General features: G+C 74.7%; 13 protein-coding genes and 1 pseudogene. 8 read left to right on the top strand and 6 right to left on the bottom strand.

Annotation, left to right across the window (positions count from 1 at the left end):
- The first annotated feature begins 51 nt into the window (after positions 1-51).
- The 3 genes from HGB44_RS09860 to HGB44_RS09850 are packed head-to-tail and all read left to right on the top strand — an operon-like array spanning position 52 to position 3197.
- Positions 52-1044 carry a Bug family tripartite tricarboxylate transporter substrate binding protein gene (locus tag HGB44_RS09860; RefSeq protein WP_061080427.1) on the top strand — a complete coding sequence of 331 codons (993 nt, stop codon included), beginning with the start codon at positions 52-54 and terminating at the stop codon, positions 1042-1044.
- Positions 1041-1643, top strand: a complete 603-nt coding sequence (locus HGB44_RS09855; RefSeq protein WP_061080426.1) for a tripartite tricarboxylate transporter TctB family protein — start codon at positions 1041-1043, stop codon at positions 1641-1643. Before HGB44_RS09860 ends, HGB44_RS09855 begins: the two co-directional genes overlap by 4 nt.
- On the top strand, positions 1644-3197 hold the full coding sequence (locus HGB44_RS09850; RefSeq protein WP_061080425.1) for a tripartite tricarboxylate transporter permease: 1554 nt from the start codon (positions 1644-1646) through the stop codon (positions 3195-3197).
- Between the two features lie 199 nt (positions 3198-3396).
- On the opposite strand, the gene HGB44_RS09845 is transcribed toward HGB44_RS09850, so the two are convergent.
- Positions 3397-4011 (bottom strand): TetR/AcrR family transcriptional regulator, encoded by a 615-nt coding sequence (locus HGB44_RS09845; protein WP_061083484.1) that lies wholly within the window; start codon positions 4009-4011, stop codon positions 3397-3399.
- Between the two features lie 104 nt (positions 4012-4115).
- Here HGB44_RS09845 and HGB44_RS09840 point away from each other — a divergent pair, with 104 nt between their 5' ends.
- The gene (locus tag HGB44_RS09840) at positions 4116-5072 is read left to right on the top strand and encodes an NAD(P)-dependent alcohol dehydrogenase (protein ID WP_061083485.1); all 957 of its coding nucleotides are present in this window, start codon (positions 4116-4118) and stop codon (positions 5070-5072) included.
- Positions 5073-5111: 39 nt separating this feature from the next.
- Here HGB44_RS09840 and HGB44_RS09835 read toward each other — a convergent pair whose 3' ends face one another.
- The 4 genes from HGB44_RS09835 to HGB44_RS32415 all read right to left on the bottom strand — a co-directional run bounded on the left by HGB44_RS09835 (position 5112) and on the right by HGB44_RS32415 (position 11278).
- Complete coding sequence (locus HGB44_RS09835) at positions 5112-6026, bottom strand: metal ABC transporter permease (protein ID WP_061083486.1); 915 nt, start codon at positions 6024-6026, stop codon at positions 5112-5114.
- Positions 6014-6760 carry a metal ABC transporter ATP-binding protein gene (locus HGB44_RS09830; protein ID WP_061083487.1) on the bottom strand — a complete coding sequence of 249 codons (747 nt, stop codon included), beginning with the start codon at positions 6758-6760 and terminating at the stop codon, positions 6014-6016. The genes HGB44_RS09835 and HGB44_RS09830 overlap by 13 nt, the downstream gene beginning before the upstream one ends.
- The gene (locus tag HGB44_RS09825) at positions 6757-7704 is read right to left on the bottom strand and encodes a metal ABC transporter substrate-binding protein (protein WP_061083488.1); all 948 of its coding nucleotides are present in this window, start codon (positions 7702-7704) and stop codon (positions 6757-6759) included. The genes HGB44_RS09830 and HGB44_RS09825 overlap by 4 nt, the downstream gene beginning before the upstream one ends.
- A gap of 208 nt (positions 7705-7912) precedes the next feature.
- On the bottom strand, positions 7913-11278 hold the full coding sequence (locus HGB44_RS32415; protein ID WP_061083489.1) for an AfsR/SARP family transcriptional regulator: 3366 nt from the start codon (positions 11276-11278) through the stop codon (positions 7913-7915).
- 160 nt (positions 11279-11438) lie between these two features.
- Here HGB44_RS32415 and HGB44_RS09815 point away from each other — a divergent pair, with 160 nt between their 5' ends.
- From HGB44_RS09815 to HGB44_RS09800, 4 genes and pseudogenes are all read left to right on the top strand, one after another.
- Complete coding sequence (locus HGB44_RS09815; RefSeq protein WP_061083490.1) at positions 11439-12317, top strand: alpha/beta fold hydrolase; 879 nt, start codon at positions 11439-11441, stop codon at positions 12315-12317.
- A 362-nt stretch (positions 12318-12679) separates the two neighbouring features.
- Positions 12680-13099, top strand: coding sequence for a YciI family protein (locus HGB44_RS09810; RefSeq protein ID WP_061083491.1), 420 nt, complete (start codon positions 12680-12682; stop codon positions 13097-13099).
- A gap of 15 nt (positions 13100-13114) precedes the next feature.
- Positions 13115-14400 (top strand): annotated as a pseudogene (locus HGB44_RS09805) (RNA polymerase sigma factor).
- A gap of 208 nt (positions 14401-14608) precedes the next feature.
- On the top strand, positions 14609-16327 hold the full coding sequence (locus HGB44_RS09800; RefSeq protein WP_061083492.1) for a serine/threonine-protein kinase: 1719 nt from the start codon (positions 14609-14611) through the stop codon (positions 16325-16327).
- A 114-nt stretch (positions 16328-16441) separates the two neighbouring features.
- On the opposite strand, the gene HGB44_RS09795 is transcribed toward HGB44_RS09800, so the two are convergent.
- The gene (locus HGB44_RS09795; protein WP_061083497.1) at positions 16442-17413 is read right to left on the bottom strand and encodes a CPBP family intramembrane glutamic endopeptidase; all 972 of its coding nucleotides are present in this window, start codon (positions 17411-17413) and stop codon (positions 16442-16444) included.
- Between the last annotated feature and the right edge of the window lie 9 nt (positions 17414-17422).

Here is a 17422-nt window from a genome sequence, read left to right as displayed (position 1 = left end):
CGCGAGCGCCCGCCCGCACCGCGGACCGGCAGCAACGGAGAGAGCCACCCCATGAGTATCCAGCGCATTCTGCGCGTCGGCGGCGCGGTCGCCGCGGCCGTCGTCATCGGCGCCGCGGCGGTCAACGCCTCGTCAACCGGCGGCGACGGCGCCGAGGCCGTACGCAGCCGACTGACCACGATCGTGCCCGCCGCGCCCGGCGGCGGCTGGGACCTGGTGGGGCGCGAGGCGCAGAACGCCTTCCGCGAGGGGGAGATCGTCGCCAACAACCAGGTGGTCAACGTTCCCGGCGCGGGCGGCACCATCGGCCTGGCCCAGGCGGTCCGCCAGGAGGGCCGGGCCAACATGCTGATGGTGACCGGCACGGTCATGATCGGCAGCATCATCGTCAACAACTCCTCGCACGACCTGCAGGACGTCACCCCCATCGCCCGGCTGGCCGACGACTACGAGGTGGTCGTGGTCCCCGACGACTCCCCGTACCAGGACATGGGCGACCTGGCCGAGGCCTGGCGCGAGGACCCGGGCGGGATGGCGATCGGCGGCGGATCCCTGGGCGGCACCGACCACCTGCTGGCCGGGCTGGTCGCCTCCGACGTCGGCGTCGACCCCCAGGACGTCAACTACATCGCCTTCTCCGGCGGCGGTGAGGCGCTGACCTCGCTGCTGTCGGGCAGTGTCGACGTCGGCATCAGCGGCTACAACGAGTTCAGCGACCAGATCGAGGCGGGCAACGTGCGCGCCCTGGGCGTCTCCGCGCACGAGCGCGTCGAGGGCATCGACGTCCCCACCCTGGCCGAGCAGGACATCGACGCGGTCCTGCCCAACTGGCGGGGGTTCGTGGCCCCGGCCGGCATCACCGAGGAGGAGCGCGCCGAGCTGACCGCGATCGTCACCGAGATGCACGACACCCCCGAGTGGACGCAGACCCTGGAGCGCAACCGCTGGGACGACACCTTCCAGACCGGCGAGGAGTTCGAGGAGTTCCTCGCCCTGGAGACCGAGCGCATCACCACCATCACCGAGGAACTGGGCCTGTCTTGAGTACCGACGCCACCACCCCCACCCGGGCGACGGAGCCCGCCGCCCCGCCGCCCCGCCCCTCCTGGTGGCGGGGCAGGTCCGAGCTACTGGTCGCCGCCCTGGTGCTGGGCATCGCCGGGTTCATCGCCGTGCAGACCGCCGCCATGCCGGTGCCGCCGGGCACCGAACCGCCCGGTCCGCGCTTCTTCCCCACCCTGGTCGCGATCTTCATGGGCGTCACGGGCACCGCCCTGGCCGTGCAGGTCCTCCTGCGCCCGGCCCGCACCGCCGAGGCGCCGGCCACCGGGGAGAACGCCGACGCCGCCACCGCCGACACCGACGGGAGCGCCCCGGCCGGTGAGGCGGGGCCCGTGCGCATCGACTGGCGCTGCCTGGGGATCGTCGTCGCCTCGCTGACGGTGTTCATCCTGCTGCTCCAGCCGGTGGGCTGGCTGCTGTCCGCGGCGCTGCTGTTCTTCGGCGTGGCCTACGCCCTGGGCAGCCGCCGGTACCTGTTCGACGCCGTGCTGTCGCTGGTGTTCTCCTCCGTCATCCAGCTCGCCTTCGTCGCCGGTCTGGGCCTGAACCTGCCGGCCGGAATCCTCGGGGGCATCTTCTAAATGGACGTTCTCACCAACCTCATGGCGGGGTTCGCCAACGCGCTGAGCCCCGAGTACCTCTTCCTGGCGCTGCTGGGCGTCATGCTCGGCACGGCCGTGGGCGTGGTACCCGGCCTGGGCTCCTCCATGGCCGTCGCGCTCCTGCTGCCGATCACCTTCCACCTCGACCCCACCGGCGCGTTCATCATGTTCGCCGGTGTGTACTACGGCGGGCTGTTCGGTGACTCCACCGCCGCCATCCTGATGAACACGCCGGGGCAGGCCTCGGCCATCGCCACCGCCATCGAGGGCCACAAGATGGCCAAGCGCGGGCGGGCACCGCAGGCGCTGGCCACGGCGGCGATCGGCGCGTTCATCGGCGCGATCGTGTCCACGGCTCTGGTGGCGTTCTTCTCACCGGTCATCGTGCAGCTGGCGCTGCAGTTCGGCCCCGCCGAGTACTTCGCGCTCACCGTCTTCGCGTTCGTGGCCACCTCCGCGGTGGTCTCGGACTCGGCCGTGCGCGGCCTGATCGCCCTGGGTATCGGCCTGGCCATCTCGATGGTGGGCATCGACGGCCTCAGCGGCGCCGAGCGCTTCACCCTGGGTGTGCCCCAGCTCTTCGAGGGCTTCAGCATCATCACGGTGACCGTGGCGCTGCTGGCGATCGGCGAGGTGCTGCACGTGGCCGCCACCGCCCACGCGGGCGACGCGGCCAGCGGCGGCCTGCGGCGCACCGGCACTCCCTGGCTGAGCCGACGCGACCTGCGGCGCACCCTTCCGGCCTGGATGCGCGGAACCCTGTTCGGTCTGCCGTTCGGGTCCATCCCGGCCGGTGGATCGGAGATCCCGACCTTCCTGGCCTTCGGCAGCGAGCGCAAGCTCGCCGCGCGGCGGGCCCGGCGCGGCAAGGGCGAGGACGAGTTCGGCAACGGCGCCATCGAGGGCGTGGCCGCGCCGGAGGCGGCCGCCAGCGCCACCGCCGGAACCGCGATGGGCACCCTGCTGGGTCTGGGCCTGCCCACGTCGGCGACCGCCGCGATCATGCTGGCCGCGTTCCAGCAGTACGGCATGCAGCCCGGTCCGCTGCTGTTCGAGCGCGACGGCGACCTGGTCTGGGCGCTGCTGGCCAGCCTGTTCATCGGCAGCGTCATGCTGCTCATCCTGAACCTGCCCTTCGCGCCGCTGTGGGCGAAGCTGCTGCTGGTCCCCAAGCCGTACATGTACGCCGGGATCGCCGTGTTCTCGTCCCTGGGCGTGTACGCGGCCGCGTCCTCCATGGTGGACCTGTGGCTGATGCTGATCCTGGGCCTGGTGGCTCTGCTGATGCGTCGCTTCGACATCCCGCTGGCCCCGGTGCTGATCGCGGTCGTCCTCGGACCGGTGGCCGAGACGGAGCTGCGCCGCGCCCTGGCCGTGGGGCAGGGCGAGGTGTCGGTGCTCGTGGACAGCGGGATCACCCTGGGCATCTACGGGCTGCTGCTGACGATCGGCCTGATCGTGGCCGTCGGCCGACTGCGCGCCCGGCGGGCCGCGCGTAAGGACCACACCCCGGTGGAGGCGGGCCGCGGCTGACCCCGGCCAGGCCCCCTCGGGCGCGGCGGCACGGACCACTCCCCCGTGCCGCCGCGCCGTTCCTGTTCATGCCCGTGCCCGGTCGGCAGCCGACCGGTGTCCTTCCGGGTCCGCGCGCCCGGCGAGGGGCACCGCCTCCGAACAGGCCTCGTACCGTCCCCGTATCGGGGCGGGGCCGGAACCGCGGCCGGCTCCGGCCTCAGGGAGTTCCGCGGGTCGTGGCCGCGGGCTCGTCCTCCCGTGGGCGCACGCCCGCGATCGCGATGTCCAGCAGGCGGCCCGCCTGCGCTTCGTCGGGGTGGTCCTCGGTGGCGAGCGAGATGGCGCTGACGAGCGCGACCAGGTCCTCGGCGCGCACATCGGGGCGCACCGCCCGTGCCCGACGGGCGTGCTCCAGGAGTTCACCGGCCGCGACGGTGATCGTCGCCGCGCAGCCGCCGTCGCGCTCCAGCAGGTCGGCGTCGCGGCCGTCCCGCAGCAGCGAGGCGGCCAGACCGCGGCTGGACTCGGCGTAGGCGTTGAGGTCCCGCAGCCAGGCGAAGAGGGCGGGTCCGGGCCCGCTGGTGCGGGCGTGCTCCCGCGCCCTCGCGCAGAGCGCTTCGACGCGGTCGTGGAAGACCGCCTCCAGCAGGCGTCGGCGGGAGGGGAAGTGCCGGTGCAGGGTCGCCGATCCCACCCCGGCCCGGCGGGCGATCTCCTCCAGCGAGGCATCGACGCCGTGGGCCGCGAACGCCTCCTCGGCCCTGGCGACGATGCGTTCGTAGTTGCGCCGGGCGTCGGCGCGCAAGGGCTTCCGCACCGCGCTCTCGACCACCGTGACCTCCTGCGCTTGCTAAGTGGGGCTCCTCTCCGGTTATCTTAGCGGAACGAAGTGGGGGGCCACCCCACTTTCTTGTCGAGAGACCGGGGAGAACGACCATGCGCGCTGTGCGGTACGACCGATTCGGCCCGCCCGAGGTGTTGCGCGTCGACGAGGTGCCCACGCCGAGCCCGGGAGAGGGCGAGGTGCTCGTCGAGGTGCACGCCGCGAGCGTGGACGCGGCTGAGCTCGCCTTCCGCTCGGGCAGGATGCGCGGGGTCACCCGCGCACGGTTCCCCCGGAGCGTGGGCGTCGACTTCACGGGCCGCGTCGCGTCCGTGGGCGCCGGAGTGCGCGCCTGGCGGGCGGGGGACGCGGTGTGGGGGCTCATGCCGCACTTCGTCTTCGGGTCCGTCGCCGACCACGTCGTCGTCCCCGAGCGGCGGCTCGCCAGCGCGCCCGGGAACCTCGGCCTCCTGGAGGCCGCCGCCCTTCCGGGGGCGGGCACCACCGCCCTGACCGCGCTGACGGACAAGGCCCGCCTCGCGCCCGGTGAACGGCTCCTGGTCCGCGGCGCCACCGGAGGCGTCGGCAACGTCGCGGTGCAGCTGGGCAAGGCGCTCGGCGCCGAGGTCACCGCCCTCGCCGGGGCCCGCAACCTCGACTGGATCCGGGGACTCGGCGCCGACGAGGCCCTGGACTACCGCACGACCCGGCCGCAGGACCTCGGCCGCTTCGACGTCATCGTCGACCTGGTCGGCACCGACCTCGGCGCCTACCAGGCGCGGCTGCACCGGCGCGGGCGCATGGTCGCGCTCGCCTTCGACCCGGACCGCGTCCTCAGATCCCTGCTCGGCACCGGGCTCCGGGCCGCCGTGCGGCCCGGCCGGACCAAGCTCTTCAGCAACAACCCGTCGGCGGAGCGCATCGCCGAACTCACCCGGGCCGTCGAGGAGGGGAGGATCCGCCCCATGGTCGACACGGTCCTCCCGATGGCCGACATCGCGGAGGCCCACCGCAGACTGGAGGCGGGCGGCGTCCGCGGGAAGTACGTCATCGACGTGCGGCGCCCCTAGCGGCGACGCGGCGGGCCGCGCCCGTCGGCGGCGGTGGAGCTAGGACGGTTCCTTCGCGGGGCGGGTCCGCCCACGGCCGTCCGCGCGGGCCCCGGTCCCCCGTGCGGCGCGGCGCCGCCGCAGCACGCCCTGGCGGGGCGAGAACAGGTAGGCCAGGGTGAAGGCCGCCGACTGGGCCAGCACGATCGCCCCGCCGGTGGACACGTTCAGGTGGAAGCTGAGGAACACCCCCGCCGCGGCCGCCGCCGCGGCCACCGCCGCGGAGATGACCAGCATCCGCTCGAAGCGGTCGGTGAGCAGGTAGGCGGTCGCCCCGGGGACGATGACCATGGCCACGACCAGGATGATCCCCACCGCCTGGAGGGCCACCACCACCGTGACCGACAGCAGTCCCAGCAGCAGGGTCTCCAGCAGCCGGGGGTTGATGCCCACCGCGTGCGCGTGCACCGGGTCGAAGGCGTACAGGGTCAGGTCGCGGTGCTTGTACCAGACCACCGCCAGCACCACCCCGGCCAGGACGAGCACCTGCCAGATGTCGGTGTCGGACACCCCCAGCACGTTGCCGAACAGGATGTGCCCCAGGTCGGTCTGGCTGGGCACGCGCGAGACCAGGACCAGGCCCAGGGCGAACATGGCCGTGAAGACCACGCCGATGACGGCGTCCTCCTTGACCCGGGAGGTGCGGTTGACCACCCCGATCAGGGCGACCGACCCGGCGCCGAAGACCAGCGCGCCCACGGCGAAGGGCAGACCGAACAGGTAGGACAGCACCACCCCGGGCAGGACGGCGTGGGAGACGGCGTCGCCCATCAGCGACCAGCCCACCAGCGTCATCCAGCACGACAGGACGGCGCACGCCACCCCGGCGACCACGCTGACCAGCAGGGCGCGGCGGACGAAGTCGAAGCCCAGGGGCACCGTGAACCACTCCGCGACCGCGGTCAGCGCGTCCATGCCGTTCCCTCCTCGTCGGTGTGGATCCCGAAGGCCTCCATGAGGGTCTCCGGGCGCAGGACCTCCTCGGGGGCGCCGTGCGCGACGACGCGCCGCTGGAGCAGCACCGCCTCGTCGCACAGGGCGGGCACCTGGGCCAGGTCGTGGGTGGAAACCAGCAGGGTGTGGCCCTCGCCGCGCAGTTGCAGCAGCAGTTCGGTGATGCGCCCCTCCGAGCGCTTGTCGATCCCGGCGAAGGGCTCGTCGAGCAGGAGCACGTCGGCGCCTTGGGCGATGGCGCGGGCCACGAAGGCGCGTTTGCGCTGGCCGCCGGAGAGCGCGCCGATCTGGCGGTCGGCCAGGTCGCCCAGGTGGGTGCGGTCCAGGGCGTGCTCGACCGCCTCCCGGTCGGCGGGGCGGGGGCGTCGCCGCTGTCCCATGCGCCCGTAGCGGCCCATCATCACCACGTCGCGCACGCGTACCGGGAAGGCCCAGTCGACCTGCTCGGACTGGGGCACGTAGCCCACCAGCCCGCGGCGGCGGGCGGCGGCCCCGGTGTGTCCGAGGATCCGCACCCGACCCCCGTCGGTCGGGACGAGGCCGAGCACGGTCTTGAACAGGGTGGACTTGCCCGACCCGTTGGTGCCCAGCAGGCCGCAGACGCGGCCGGGGGCCACGGACAGGCTCACGCCGTCCAGTGCCAGGACGTCGCCGTAGCGGACGGTGGCGTCGGTGACCTCGATGGCGGCGTTCACCGATCCTCCCCCCGCAGCCCGGCCACGATGGCCTCGGCGTCGTGGCGCAGCAGGTCCAGGTAGGTGGGGACGGGGCCGCCCTCCTCGGACAGGGAGTCGACGTAGAGGGTCCGGCCCATGGCGGCGCCGGTCTCGCGCGCCACCGAGCGCTGGGAGCCGTCGTTGACGGTGCTCTCGCAGAAGACGGCGGGCACCTGGTTGTCGCGGACGAACTCGGTGACGGCGGCGGTCTGCCGGGGGGTGCCCTGGGTCTCGGCGTTGACCGGCCACAGGTACATCTCGGTCAGTCCAGCGTCGCGTGCCAGGTAGGAGAAGGCGCCCTCACAGGTGACCAGGGCCCGGGAGCTGTCGGGGACCCCGGCGAGTTCGTCCTCCAGGTAGTCGCCGACCTCGCTGATCTCGTCCTTGTAGGCCTCGGCCGCCTCGGCGTAGACCTGCTCGCCCCCGGGGTCGAGTTCGGTGAGGGCGTCGCGGATGTTGTCGACGTAGACGGGGGCGTTGTCGGGGGACATCCAGGCGTGGGGGTTGGGCTGGCCCTCGTACTCCCCCGCGGAGACGGGGATGGTCTCGACGCCGTCGCTGAGCACGGCGGTGGGGGCCTGCACGCGTTCGGTGAACTGGCTGAACCAGGCCTCCAGACCGAGCCCGTTCTCCAGGATCAGGTCGGCGTCCTGGCCGCGGACGAGGTCGTCGGGGGTGGGTTCGTAGCCGTGGATCTCGGCTCCGGGCCGGGTGAGCGAGGCGACCTCCACGCGCCCGTCGGCGACGTTGCGTGCCATGTCCGCCAGAACGGTGAACGTGGTCAGGACCAGGAGCCGTCCGTCGTCGCGCTCCTGTCCGGCGGAGGAGGAGCAGGCGGTCAGGCCCAGGACAAGGGCGAGGGAGGCGGCGGGGAGCCTCGCCGACCAGGAATGTGAAGAAGCCTCATCTTGAAAGTTCGGCACGCCTAACTTTTTATCACAACAGGGCCAAACTACACATCGCGGCGTGCGCGTCGCGATCGCGGGTCATCGGCCGGGGACCCGGATCCCGCACCCTGGGCGCCGCGCCACCCGTGTGGTCGGAGCCGACGCACCGGCGCGGCGGGCCCCGTGGACCTCGCTACCCGGACGGAGGGCACGGACACGCGACCGCGTCGGGCCGTCCGACCGATCACTGACGAGCGCGCTGCTCAGTCTCCAGGTCGGCCAGGGCCGCCCGGGCCGCGGCGCTCCAGCGCGGCGACCCGGCCCCGGCGGCCACGCGCAGGGCCAGCCGGTAGTGCTCCGCGGCCCGCTCCCGGCACCCGAGCGCGCGGTCGAGGTCGCCGAGCTGGTACGCGACCGGCCCCAGGGTCACCAGGCCGCTGCCCGCACCGGCCAGCTCCCCCGCGGCGGGTGAGAGCAGGCGGTGGGCGCGCTCCATCGCGGAGCGGTCGCCGACGGCGGTGGCGGCCCGGGCGGCCAGGCAGGTCAGAACCTCCCTGAGCAGGCCGGGCGGCGCGTCGGGCGGCGGGGGCGCGGACTCCGGGGAGGCCAGGGCGTCGGCCCAGGCGAGGTAGGGCCCCCAGTCCTGGCGCGGGTCCACCGGTACGGGCTCGTCGCCCTGGAGGCGCAGGCACAGCAGCGCCAGGGGCAGGACGCCCTGTTCCACCCCCGGCATGCCGGTGTCGGCGAGCCGCACGCTCGCGGCCCGGTAGGCGGCCTCGGCCTCCTCGGCGGATCCCCGCACGGCCGTGCGCAGCGCCTCGTACCACCGGGTGAACACCCCCACCAGCGGAATCCCGTGGCGCGAGCCCAGCCGGTCGGCGCTGACCGCGTGGGCGTCGGCGGCGCCGAAGTCGGCGAGCGCGGAGTACGCCTGGACCAGGACGAGGTGGCCGAGCACCTCGAAGGTCACCAGGCCGTGACGGGAGGCCAGATCGACCAGCTCCGCACCGATCTCCACGCGGCGCGGGGCCCGCCCCGCGTCCTGGAAGGACTGCATGAAGCGGGCGTTGAGCGCCAGGCACAGCAGAGCCGGGTCGCCGAGCCCGCGGGCGGACTCCTCGGCCTGGCGGGCGGCGTCCGGCCCCCGTCCGGTGGCGGTCCCGCGCAGTTCCAGGGCCAGGGCGCACAGCAGGCGGGCGCGCTGCTCCCGACGGTCCTCGGGCAGGGCGGCCAGGGTGCGCTCGGCGGCTCCGGCCACCTGGCGGGCCAGCGCCTCGTCGTCGTTGCGCGGCCACAGGGCTGGCACGTCGAAGGCGGTGATGACCTGCGCCGTCAGCTCCACGTCGCCCAGTCCCTCGGCCGCGGCGACCGCCCGGGCGCGGTGGCGGCGGGCCTCCTCCAGACGACCGGTGACGGCCAGCGCCCGCACCATGCCCATGACCGCCTCCAGACGTTCACGGACCCGCTCCTGACCGGAGCGGTCGTGGGCGGCGACGGCCTCACGCCACAGCCGGGCCGCCTCGTGCGGGGCGAAGCGCTCCTCTGCCCGCAGGGCCGCGGCGCGCGCGTGGTGTGCGGCCCGGGCGGCAGCGGCACGGGTGCCCGCACGGCCGAAGTGGTGGGCGAGCACGTCGGCCCGGTCGGGGTGCAGCGCCTCGACGGCCTCGGCCACCGCCGTGTGCCAGTGCGCCCGGCGCGGTCGGGAGAGGTCCTGGTAGAGGGTGTCGCGCACCAGCACGTGCGCGAAGCGCAGGCCGGGGGCGCCGTCGGGCTCGTCCGGTTCCGCGCGGTCGGTGAGGAAGCCCGCGTCCAGCGCCTCGTCCAGGGCGTCGAGCAGGGCGCCCCCGTCCGGGGACAGGGCCGACAGGACGTCGGGGTCGACGTCGCGGCCGATCACGGCGGCCTGCCGCAGCAGGGTCCGGGCCCCGGGCGTCAGGGAGTCCAGGCGGTGGCGGATGACGTCGCGCACCCCGGCGGGGACCGTGTCGAGCGCGGCGCCGTCCCCGTCGGACAGCAGCCGGGCCAGCTCACGGACGAAGAAGGGGTTGCCGCCGCTGCGCCGGTGGACGGTGCGCAGGGCCCGCCTGCCGACGTCGTGGCCGACCAGGGCCCGGACGAGTGCGTCGGTCGCCTCCTCGCTCAGCCCGCCCAGGTAGGCACGGGCCGGTTCGCCGGGGGCGAGCCGGGCCAGGGCCGCGGTCAGCGCGGGGAGGACCTCGCCGGTCCGGTAGGTCCCCACGAGCAGCACCGGCCCGGGGAGCGGTTCGGCGGCCAGGAAGGTGAACAGCTCCAGGGTCTCCTCCGCCGCCCGGTGCAGGTCGTCGAAGACCAGGAGGACGGGGCCGCGCCGCGAGGCCGAGGCGAGGAGGCGGAAGGCCCGGCGCAGGACGCCGAACCGGGCCGCCGCGGGGTCCGTGCTGGTGGTCCCCGGCGCTGTGGTGTCGTCGTCCCGGTCCGGAGCAGTGGTGCTGCTGGGCGCTGTGGTACCCGTGGTGTCATGTTCGGTGTTCGCGGACGCCGCCAGCACGGCGGCGATCTGCGTCCAGGGCCAGACCGCGGGCGCACCCTCGTGCTCGGGGCCGCGCCCCCAGGCCGTGGTCCACCCGCGCCCGGCCAGCCGCCGCGCGAGCTCCTCGGCCAGGACCGTCTTGCCCGCCCCGGCGTCACCGGAGACCAGCGCGACCCGGGCCGGAGCGTGCGGCGCGGCGGAGGCCGCGGCCTCCGCCAGCAGTTCCAGCTCCCGGGCCCGGCCCACGAAGGGCCGCCGAACGCGTTCGGGCGCGCTCTCCGCCCGTGCCGGAACCGTGGTGGCGGCACGCGGGGTGAGGTGGGGCGCCTGGGCCAGGACGTCGGCCTCCAGGCGCCGCAGTCCGGGGCCGGGGTCCACCCCCAACTCGTCCGCCAGGGTCCGGCGGGCCCGGCGCAGCACGGCCAGCGCGTCGCCCTGGCGGCCGGAGCGGTACAGGGCCAGCGCCCACTGCCGCCAGGCGTTCTCACGCAGGGGGTGGGCCAGGGCATGGGTCTCCAGGGCGGGCACGGCGTCGCCCGCCCGGCCCAGCGCCAGGAGCGCCTCGGCGTGCCGCTCCACCGCCAGCAGCCGCAGCCCCTCCAGCCGGTCGGCCTCGGCCCGCGCCCAGGGGTAGGCGGTGAACTCGGCGTAGGCGGGCCCCCGCCACCACCCGAGGGCCTCCTCCAGCCCGTCCAGCGCCGCACCGGGCCGGTCCTCGGCGAGCAGCGCGCCGCCGCGGGCAACGGCCGCTGCGAAGCACCGGGCGTCGACCGCGTCGGGGCCGGCCCGCAGCGCGTAGCCCGGCGGCGCGGTCACCAGCAGCCGGGCGGGCCGCCGCGCGGGCCGGTCCGGCTCCAGGGACCGGCGCAGCGCGGAGACGAAGGTGCGCACCGCCGCCACGGAGCCCTCGGTGGGTGTCTCCCACAGGTCGTCCACGAGGCGGTCGACGGGCACGGCGCGGCCCTCGGCGACCAGGAGCCGGGCCAGGACCGCGCGGTGCCGCGGCCCCTTGAGAGCGAGCGGTCCGTGCGCGCCGACGGCCTCCAGGGGGCCCAGCACGCGGAAGAACACCGCCGTCGCCGCCGTCGCCTCCCCCGTCATGGGAGCAAATCTATCCGGCCGTCCGCACCGGCCGGGGCCGCCGACGCCCCTGCTCAGCCGTTGCTCATCGGCTGCTCATCGACGCCCGGCAGGCTCGTGGACGACCGAGTTCCCCGGCGACCGCCGGGGACCCGACTTCGAACCACCGGAGGAGACCACCGTGGAACCGAGGATCCAGGGATTCGACTACCAGCGCGTGCCCGTCGCCGAGGGCGTGGCGCTCAACGCCGCCGTCGGCGGGTCGGGCAGCCCCCTCGTGCTGCTGCACGGCTTTCCCCAGACCCACCTGATGTGGCGCCACGTCGCGGCCGACCTGGCCGCCGACCACACCGTCATCTGCCCGGACCTGCGCGGCTACGGCGACAGCGACAAACCCGCCGACACGGACGGGAACGCCTACGCCAAGCGCACGATGGCCACCGACGTCGTCGCCCTGGCCCGCGCCCTGGGCCACGAACGCTTCGCCCTGGCGGGCCACGACCGGGGCGCCCTGGTCGCGATCCGCGCGGGGCTGGACCACCCCGAGGCCGTCACCCACCTGGCCTCGCTCGACGTGCTGCCGACCCTGGACATGTGGGAGGTGATGCGCGGGGCCTCGGCCGCGGTGGGCTTCCACCTGTACCTCATGGCACAGCTGCCCGGCCTTCCCGAGCAGCTGATCGGCGCCAGCCCGGACGCGTTCTTCGGGCACTTCCTGGACATCTGGACACGCGACCCCGAGGCGATCCCCGCCGAGGTGCGCGCCGCCTACCTGAGGGCCTCCCGCGATGCCGTGACCTCGATCGTGGCCGACTACCGGGCCTCGGCCGGGATCGACGTCGAGCACGACGAGGCCGACCGCGCGGCCGGGCGGCGCCTGGCCATGCCGGTGTCGGTACTCCAGCAGGACTGGGGTGCGGCGCTGGGCTACGACGCCGCCGCGGTGTGGCGGGCCTGGGCGCCCGACCTGCACCACAGCACGGTGACCTGTGGTCACTTCATGGCCGAGGAGGCCCCGGCCGAGGTGGTCGGGGCGCTGCGCGACCTCCTGGCCCGGTAGGCGGGCCGCGGGGCGGCGACGCGCGTCCGGGTGCTACACCGCGGCCCGCGGAGCCGGCGACCCGGGGTGGAACCGCTCGGCGCGGTCGCGCGTGGTGTACGTGTTCCAGTTCCCGGGTCCCGCTGACCCCACAGCAGGTGTACGGCGTCATGGGCAGACTCACCGGCACGTCCTGAGCCGGGCACCAGCCCCCGGGGAACGATCGGCCCGGGGCGGCGGGGCGTCGCTCCGCAGGCGGATCCGGGCTCTGTCAGAATTCCTCGGAAAAAGATCGGCGGACGTGTCGATCCGCGGCACCCCCCGTTCGACCTAGGGGTGAAAGGGCCCGAGAAGGGGCCCGCGGCATCCAGGGAGACAGAGCCATGAAGTACATGCTGATCATGCGCGCCACCGACGAGGCCTTCGCGGGGATGGGCGAGATCGACTTCGACGAGATGCTCGCGACCGTCGGCCGGTACAACGAGGAGATGATCAACGCCGGGGTGCTGGTCGCCGCGGAGGGCCTCGACGACGCCGCCGAGGGCGTGGTCGTCGACTACTCCTCCGAGCCGCCAGTGGTCACCGACGGCCCCTACGGCGAGACCAAGGAGCTGTTCGGCGGGTTCTACATCCTCAGCGTGGCCTCCAAGGAGGAGGCCGTGGAGTGGGCCAAGCGGTCGCCGATGACCGGTCCCGGTTTCAAGACCGAGATCCGCCGGGTCACCACGATCGACGAGTTCCCGCAGGACAACGAGTGGATCCAGAAGGAGCGGTCGTGGCGCGAGGCCACCGGCCAGCTCTGAGCGGACCGACCGGAGATGGCTGACCCCACCGGCCGCGAGGCCGTAGCCGCCGTCTGGCGGATCGACTCGGCGCGGATCGTCGGCGCGCTCGCGCGCTACACCGGCGACTTCGCGCTGGCCGAGGACCTGGGACAGGAGGCGCTGGCCGAGGCGCTGGTGACCTGGCCGCGCGAGGGCGTGCCCCGCAACCCCGCGGGGTGGCTGCTCACCGTCGGCCGCCGCCGCGCGATCGACGCCTTCCGCCGGCGTTCCGCCCTGGACGACAGGTACGCCGTCCTCGCCCGTGACCTGGGCGAGGGCGGCGCCGCCTCGGGCAGCACGCCCGCCGACCCCGCCCGGGAGGCCGAGGACGTGCTGTGGGATCCGGACCGGATCGACGACGACGTGCTCGCGCTCATGTTCACCGCCTGCCACCCCGTGCTGTCGCGGGAGGCCAGGGTGGCGCTCACCCTGCGCGTGGTCGGCGGTCTGACCAGCGACGAGATCGCCAGGGCGTTCCTGGTGCCGACCGCCACCGTGCAGGCCCGGATCACCCGGGCCAAGAAGACCCTCGGGGCGGCCAGGGTGCCCTTCGAGGTGCCCCCGGCCCAGGAGCGGGCCCAGCGGCTCGGCTCGGTGCTCAACGTGGTCTACCTGATCTTCACCGAGGGCTCCTCGGCCAGCTCCGGCGGCGACCTGCTCCGGCTCGACCTCGCGGGTGAGGCCCAGCGCCTGGCCCGGGTGCTGGCCCGGCTGGTCCCCGACCACCCGAGGTCCACGGCCTGCTGGCGCTGCTGGAGCTGACCGCGGCGCGCTTCCCCGCCCGCACCGGGGCGGACGGGCGGCCGGTGCTGCTGGAGCACCAGGACCGGCGCCGCTGGGACCGCGCCGCGATCCGCCGGGGGCGGGCCGCCCTGGCCCGCGCGGGGAGGGCCGGTCGGGGGCTGGGCGCCTACGGCCTCCAGGCCGCGATCGCCGAGTGCCACGCGCTCGCCCCCTCGGTGGAGGAGACGGACTGGGAGCGGATCGTGCTGCTCTACGAGGCGCTCGGCCGACTGGCGCCCTCCCCGGTGGTGGACCTCAACCGGGCGGTGGCGGTCTCCATGTCCCGGGGGCCGGCCGCGGCGCTGCGGGTCGTGGACGAGTTGGCGGCGGCCGGGGCGCTGGCGGACTCCCACCTGCTTCCGAGCGTGCGCGGGGAACTGCTCGTGCGCCTGGGACGCACCGGTGAGGCGCGCAGCGAACTGGAGCTGGCCGTGCGCCGGTGTGGCAACGAGCGCGAGCGGGAGGTGCTGGAGCGCAAACTCGCCGAGCTGGACTGACCGTTCCGCGCCCCCGGGGACGCCGCGCCGCGGCCGCACCGGCCCCGGGGCTCGGGCGCGGCGGGCTGACCAGGGACGGGGCTCCCACCAGGCCGGAGCACCGCCGTACCTCAGTACTATGGTCGCTCCGCTCGCATGGAAAACCGCTGTCCCTGCGGGCTTTTCGACGTCCATGGGGTCACGACGGCCCGCACCGCAAGGGAGTCCGATGGGGGCCGAGCCGCACCGCACACTGCGTGGCCGTTACCAGCTGCTGGCCGAGATCGGCCGGGGCGGGATGGGCCGGGTCTGGCGGGCCCACGACAGCGAGCTCAACCGCGTCGTCGCGGTCAAGGAGATCCTCCTGGGGCCGGGCCTGGACGACCACGAGCGCGACCGGATGGCCGCCAGGGCCCGGCGCGAGGCGCAGGCCACCGCGATGGGCGGACACCCCAACATCGTCACCGTGCACGACATCGTCCAGGACGACGGTCGCCCGTGGATCGTCATGGAGTTCCTCAGCGGGCGCTCCCTGCACGCGCTGGTCCGCCAGGAGGGCCCGCGCGGCGCCCGCGTGACCGCCCAGTGGGGGCTCGCCCTGCTCAGCGCGCTGACCACCGCGCACGCGCAGGGGATCACGCACCGCGACGTCAAACCCGAGAACGTCATGGTCACCGACAGCGGGCGGGTGGTGCTCACCGACTTCGGCATCGCCACCATCGCCGACACCTCCTCCGTCACCCAGACGGCCGGGGTGATGGGCTCTCCCGCCTACCTGGCCCCCGAGCGGCTGGCGATGAGCCCGGCGACCCCCGCGAGCGACCTGTGGTCGCTGGGCGCGACCCTGTACTGCGCGGCCACCGGCAACTCCCCCTTCCGCCGCGAGGGCATCCCCGCGACGCTGCACGCCGTCACCTCCGAGGAGCCGCCCGACGTCCTGGGCCGGGGCCCGCTGGCCCAGGCGGTGCGGGGCCTGCTGGTGAAGGACCCGGCCGGGCGGATCGACGCCGACCGCTGCCGGGCGCTGCTGGCCGCGGAGGGAAGCGCCGCCGCCACGGCCTTCACCGCGCCCTCGGCCACGACCGTGTCCGTGCCGACGCGGCCGGGGACCGCCCCCACGCGTGAGGTCCCCCCGGGACCGGTGCCCGTGCGGCCCGGGACCCCGGGGCCGGTTCCGCAGGCCCCCGCGGCGTTCCCGACCCAGACGACGGTCACGACGGCGCCGGGGCCGCAGCGGGGCGGGCGGCTGTCCTGGCCGATGGTGGTGCTCACCCTGGGCCTGGCCTCGCTGGTCGCGGTGGCGGCGCTGGTGGTGGTACTCGACCCGTGGGACTCCGACACCAGTGTGGCGGCCTCAGGGGCGGGGACCGGGGACCCGGGCTCCGAGGAGCCCTCCGACCCCGGCGCCGGCGAGCAGGAGGCCGGGACCGGGGACGGAAACGAGGAGGGCGCCCCCGAGGAGACCGGGGCGCCCCAGGAGGGCGGCGCCGACGGCGACCCCGTGCCCGGGACGACCTGGACCGAGGACCCCGAGGGCTTCGGTCTGCGGACCCCCGAGGGCTGGATCCGCCGAGTGGACGGCAGCAGCGTCTTCTACGAGTCCCCCGCCGACGCCAGCTACCTCCAGATCGACATGGCCGAGCACCCCACCGACGACGAGTACCAGCACGTCCTGGACCAGGAGCAGGGCGTGTACGACTCGGGGCGGCTGCCGGGCTACGAGCGGGTGCGGATCACGGACGTCACCGGCGACACCGGCTTCCACTCGGCCGCCGAGTGGGAGTTCACCTGGCAGGACGAGGCCGGCGAGACGCGCCGCGTGCTGACCCGCAACATCGCGGCGGCACCCGGGGTGTACTACACGCTGGCCTGGGCCTCCACCGACGCCTCGTGGGCCGCCCAGGACGCCCAGCGCACCGCCGCCATGGAGTCCTTCGTCCCGGCCTGAGCCGGTACCGGTCCGCCTCGGCTTCGGACCCCCGGGAGCGGGCCGTGCGAAGGGCCGGTGTTCGAAGGACAGCGCCACCACGCCCGTTCTCGAAGGACGCGGCGTTCGCTGTGCCTACTGGCCGCTCACTCGTTCGGTCGCCCCGTCTTCGGAGGCGGGCCCCTTCCTGGGCGGCGGGGTGGACGGGTGCTTCGCGGAGGAGAACTGTCCCGTGGCGATCAGGACCACGACGAGCGCGAGCGGCACGATCCACCCGCTCCAGCCCAGGACCGTGGCCTGCGTGGTGTCGACGTGCTCGCCCGCCTTCACGAAGAGGAGGTAGGTCCCGCCCGCCCCGTTGAACGCGGCGTGCGCGAGGGCCGCGGGCCACACGGACCCCGACCGCAGCCGCAGCCAGCCGAAGACCGCGCCGACCAGAACGCACATGGCGACCATCGCGGTCAGGCCGAGCCAGCCCGGCGCGTCTGGGTAGTTGTACCCGAGGAGGATGAGCGGGGCGTGCCAGAGGCCCCAGATCACGCCCGAGACCAGCAGGGCTGGGAGCGTGCCGAGCGGCATCAGTCTCGGGAGCAGCCACCCCCGCCACCCGAGTTCCTCGCCCAGCGCCGGGATGAGGTTGACGAACGCCGCCACGGGCAGTGCGGCGAGCTGGATGGCGATCAGCGCGCCGACCGGGAGCGGGATCTCGGCCGCTCCGGCGTCGCCCGCCTGCCCGGCGAGGGCCTGCTGGAACCCGGAGAGGCCGGCGAAGTCGGCCGGATAGACCCCCAACAGCGCGCCGACCGGGAGCGCCGCCAAAACGAGCGCGATGGGCACGACGACCCCCAGCGCCGCGTAGCCGAGTAGTCTCCGGGCCGGCCTCAACGGCCACAGTCCGAGCGTCCACGCCTTCTGCCTCGGCCGCTCCACGAGGAACACGACGACGAGGGCGGCGATCGCGGGGGTCATCATCATGGCGGTGGCCACGAGCGGGAACCAGGGGCTGGCGAGTCCGCCGCCGAACCAGAGCGGGAGCGCGACGAGCCAGGCGAGTGCGAACGCCAGGGCGGTGAACACGCCGATGGAGCGCAGGTCGCGGCCGCTCACACGGGATCC

The sequence above is a fragment of the Nocardiopsis alborubida genome (assembly GCF_012396365.1).
Classification (GTDB): Bacteria; Actinomycetota; Actinomycetes; order Streptosporangiales; family Streptosporangiaceae; genus Nocardiopsis; species Nocardiopsis alborubida.
Note: the sequence above shows the minus strand (reverse complement) of the source record. Positions and strands in the feature narration are given on the sequence as shown.

What these genes read in the sequence shown, in the direction of transcription:
- HGB44_RS09800 (WP_061083492.1), top strand. Translation starts at nt 14,609, where the DNA reads ATGGGGGCCGAGCCGCACCGCACACTGCGTGGCCGTTACCAGCTGCTG.
- HGB44_RS09860 (WP_061080427.1), top strand. Translation starts at nt 52, where the DNA reads ATGAGTATCCAGCGCATTCTGCGCGTCGGCGGCGCGGTCGCCGCGGCC.
- HGB44_RS32415 (WP_061083489.1), bottom strand. Translation starts at nt 11,278, where the DNA reads ATGACGGGGGAGGCGACGGCGGCGACGGCGGTGTTCTTCCGCGTGCTG.
- HGB44_RS09840 (WP_061083485.1), top strand. Translation starts at nt 4,116, where the DNA reads ATGCGCGCTGTGCGGTACGACCGATTCGGCCCGCCCGAGGTGTTGCGC.
- HGB44_RS09810 (WP_061083491.1), top strand. Translation starts at nt 12,680, where the DNA reads ATGAAGTACATGCTGATCATGCGCGCCACCGACGAGGCCTTCGCGGGG.
- HGB44_RS09850 (WP_061080425.1), top strand. Translation starts at nt 1,644, where the DNA reads ATGGACGTTCTCACCAACCTCATGGCGGGGTTCGCCAACGCGCTGAGC.
- HGB44_RS09835 (WP_061083486.1), bottom strand. Translation starts at nt 6,026, where the DNA reads ATGGACGCGCTGACCGCGGTCGCGGAGTGGTTCACGGTGCCCCTGGGC.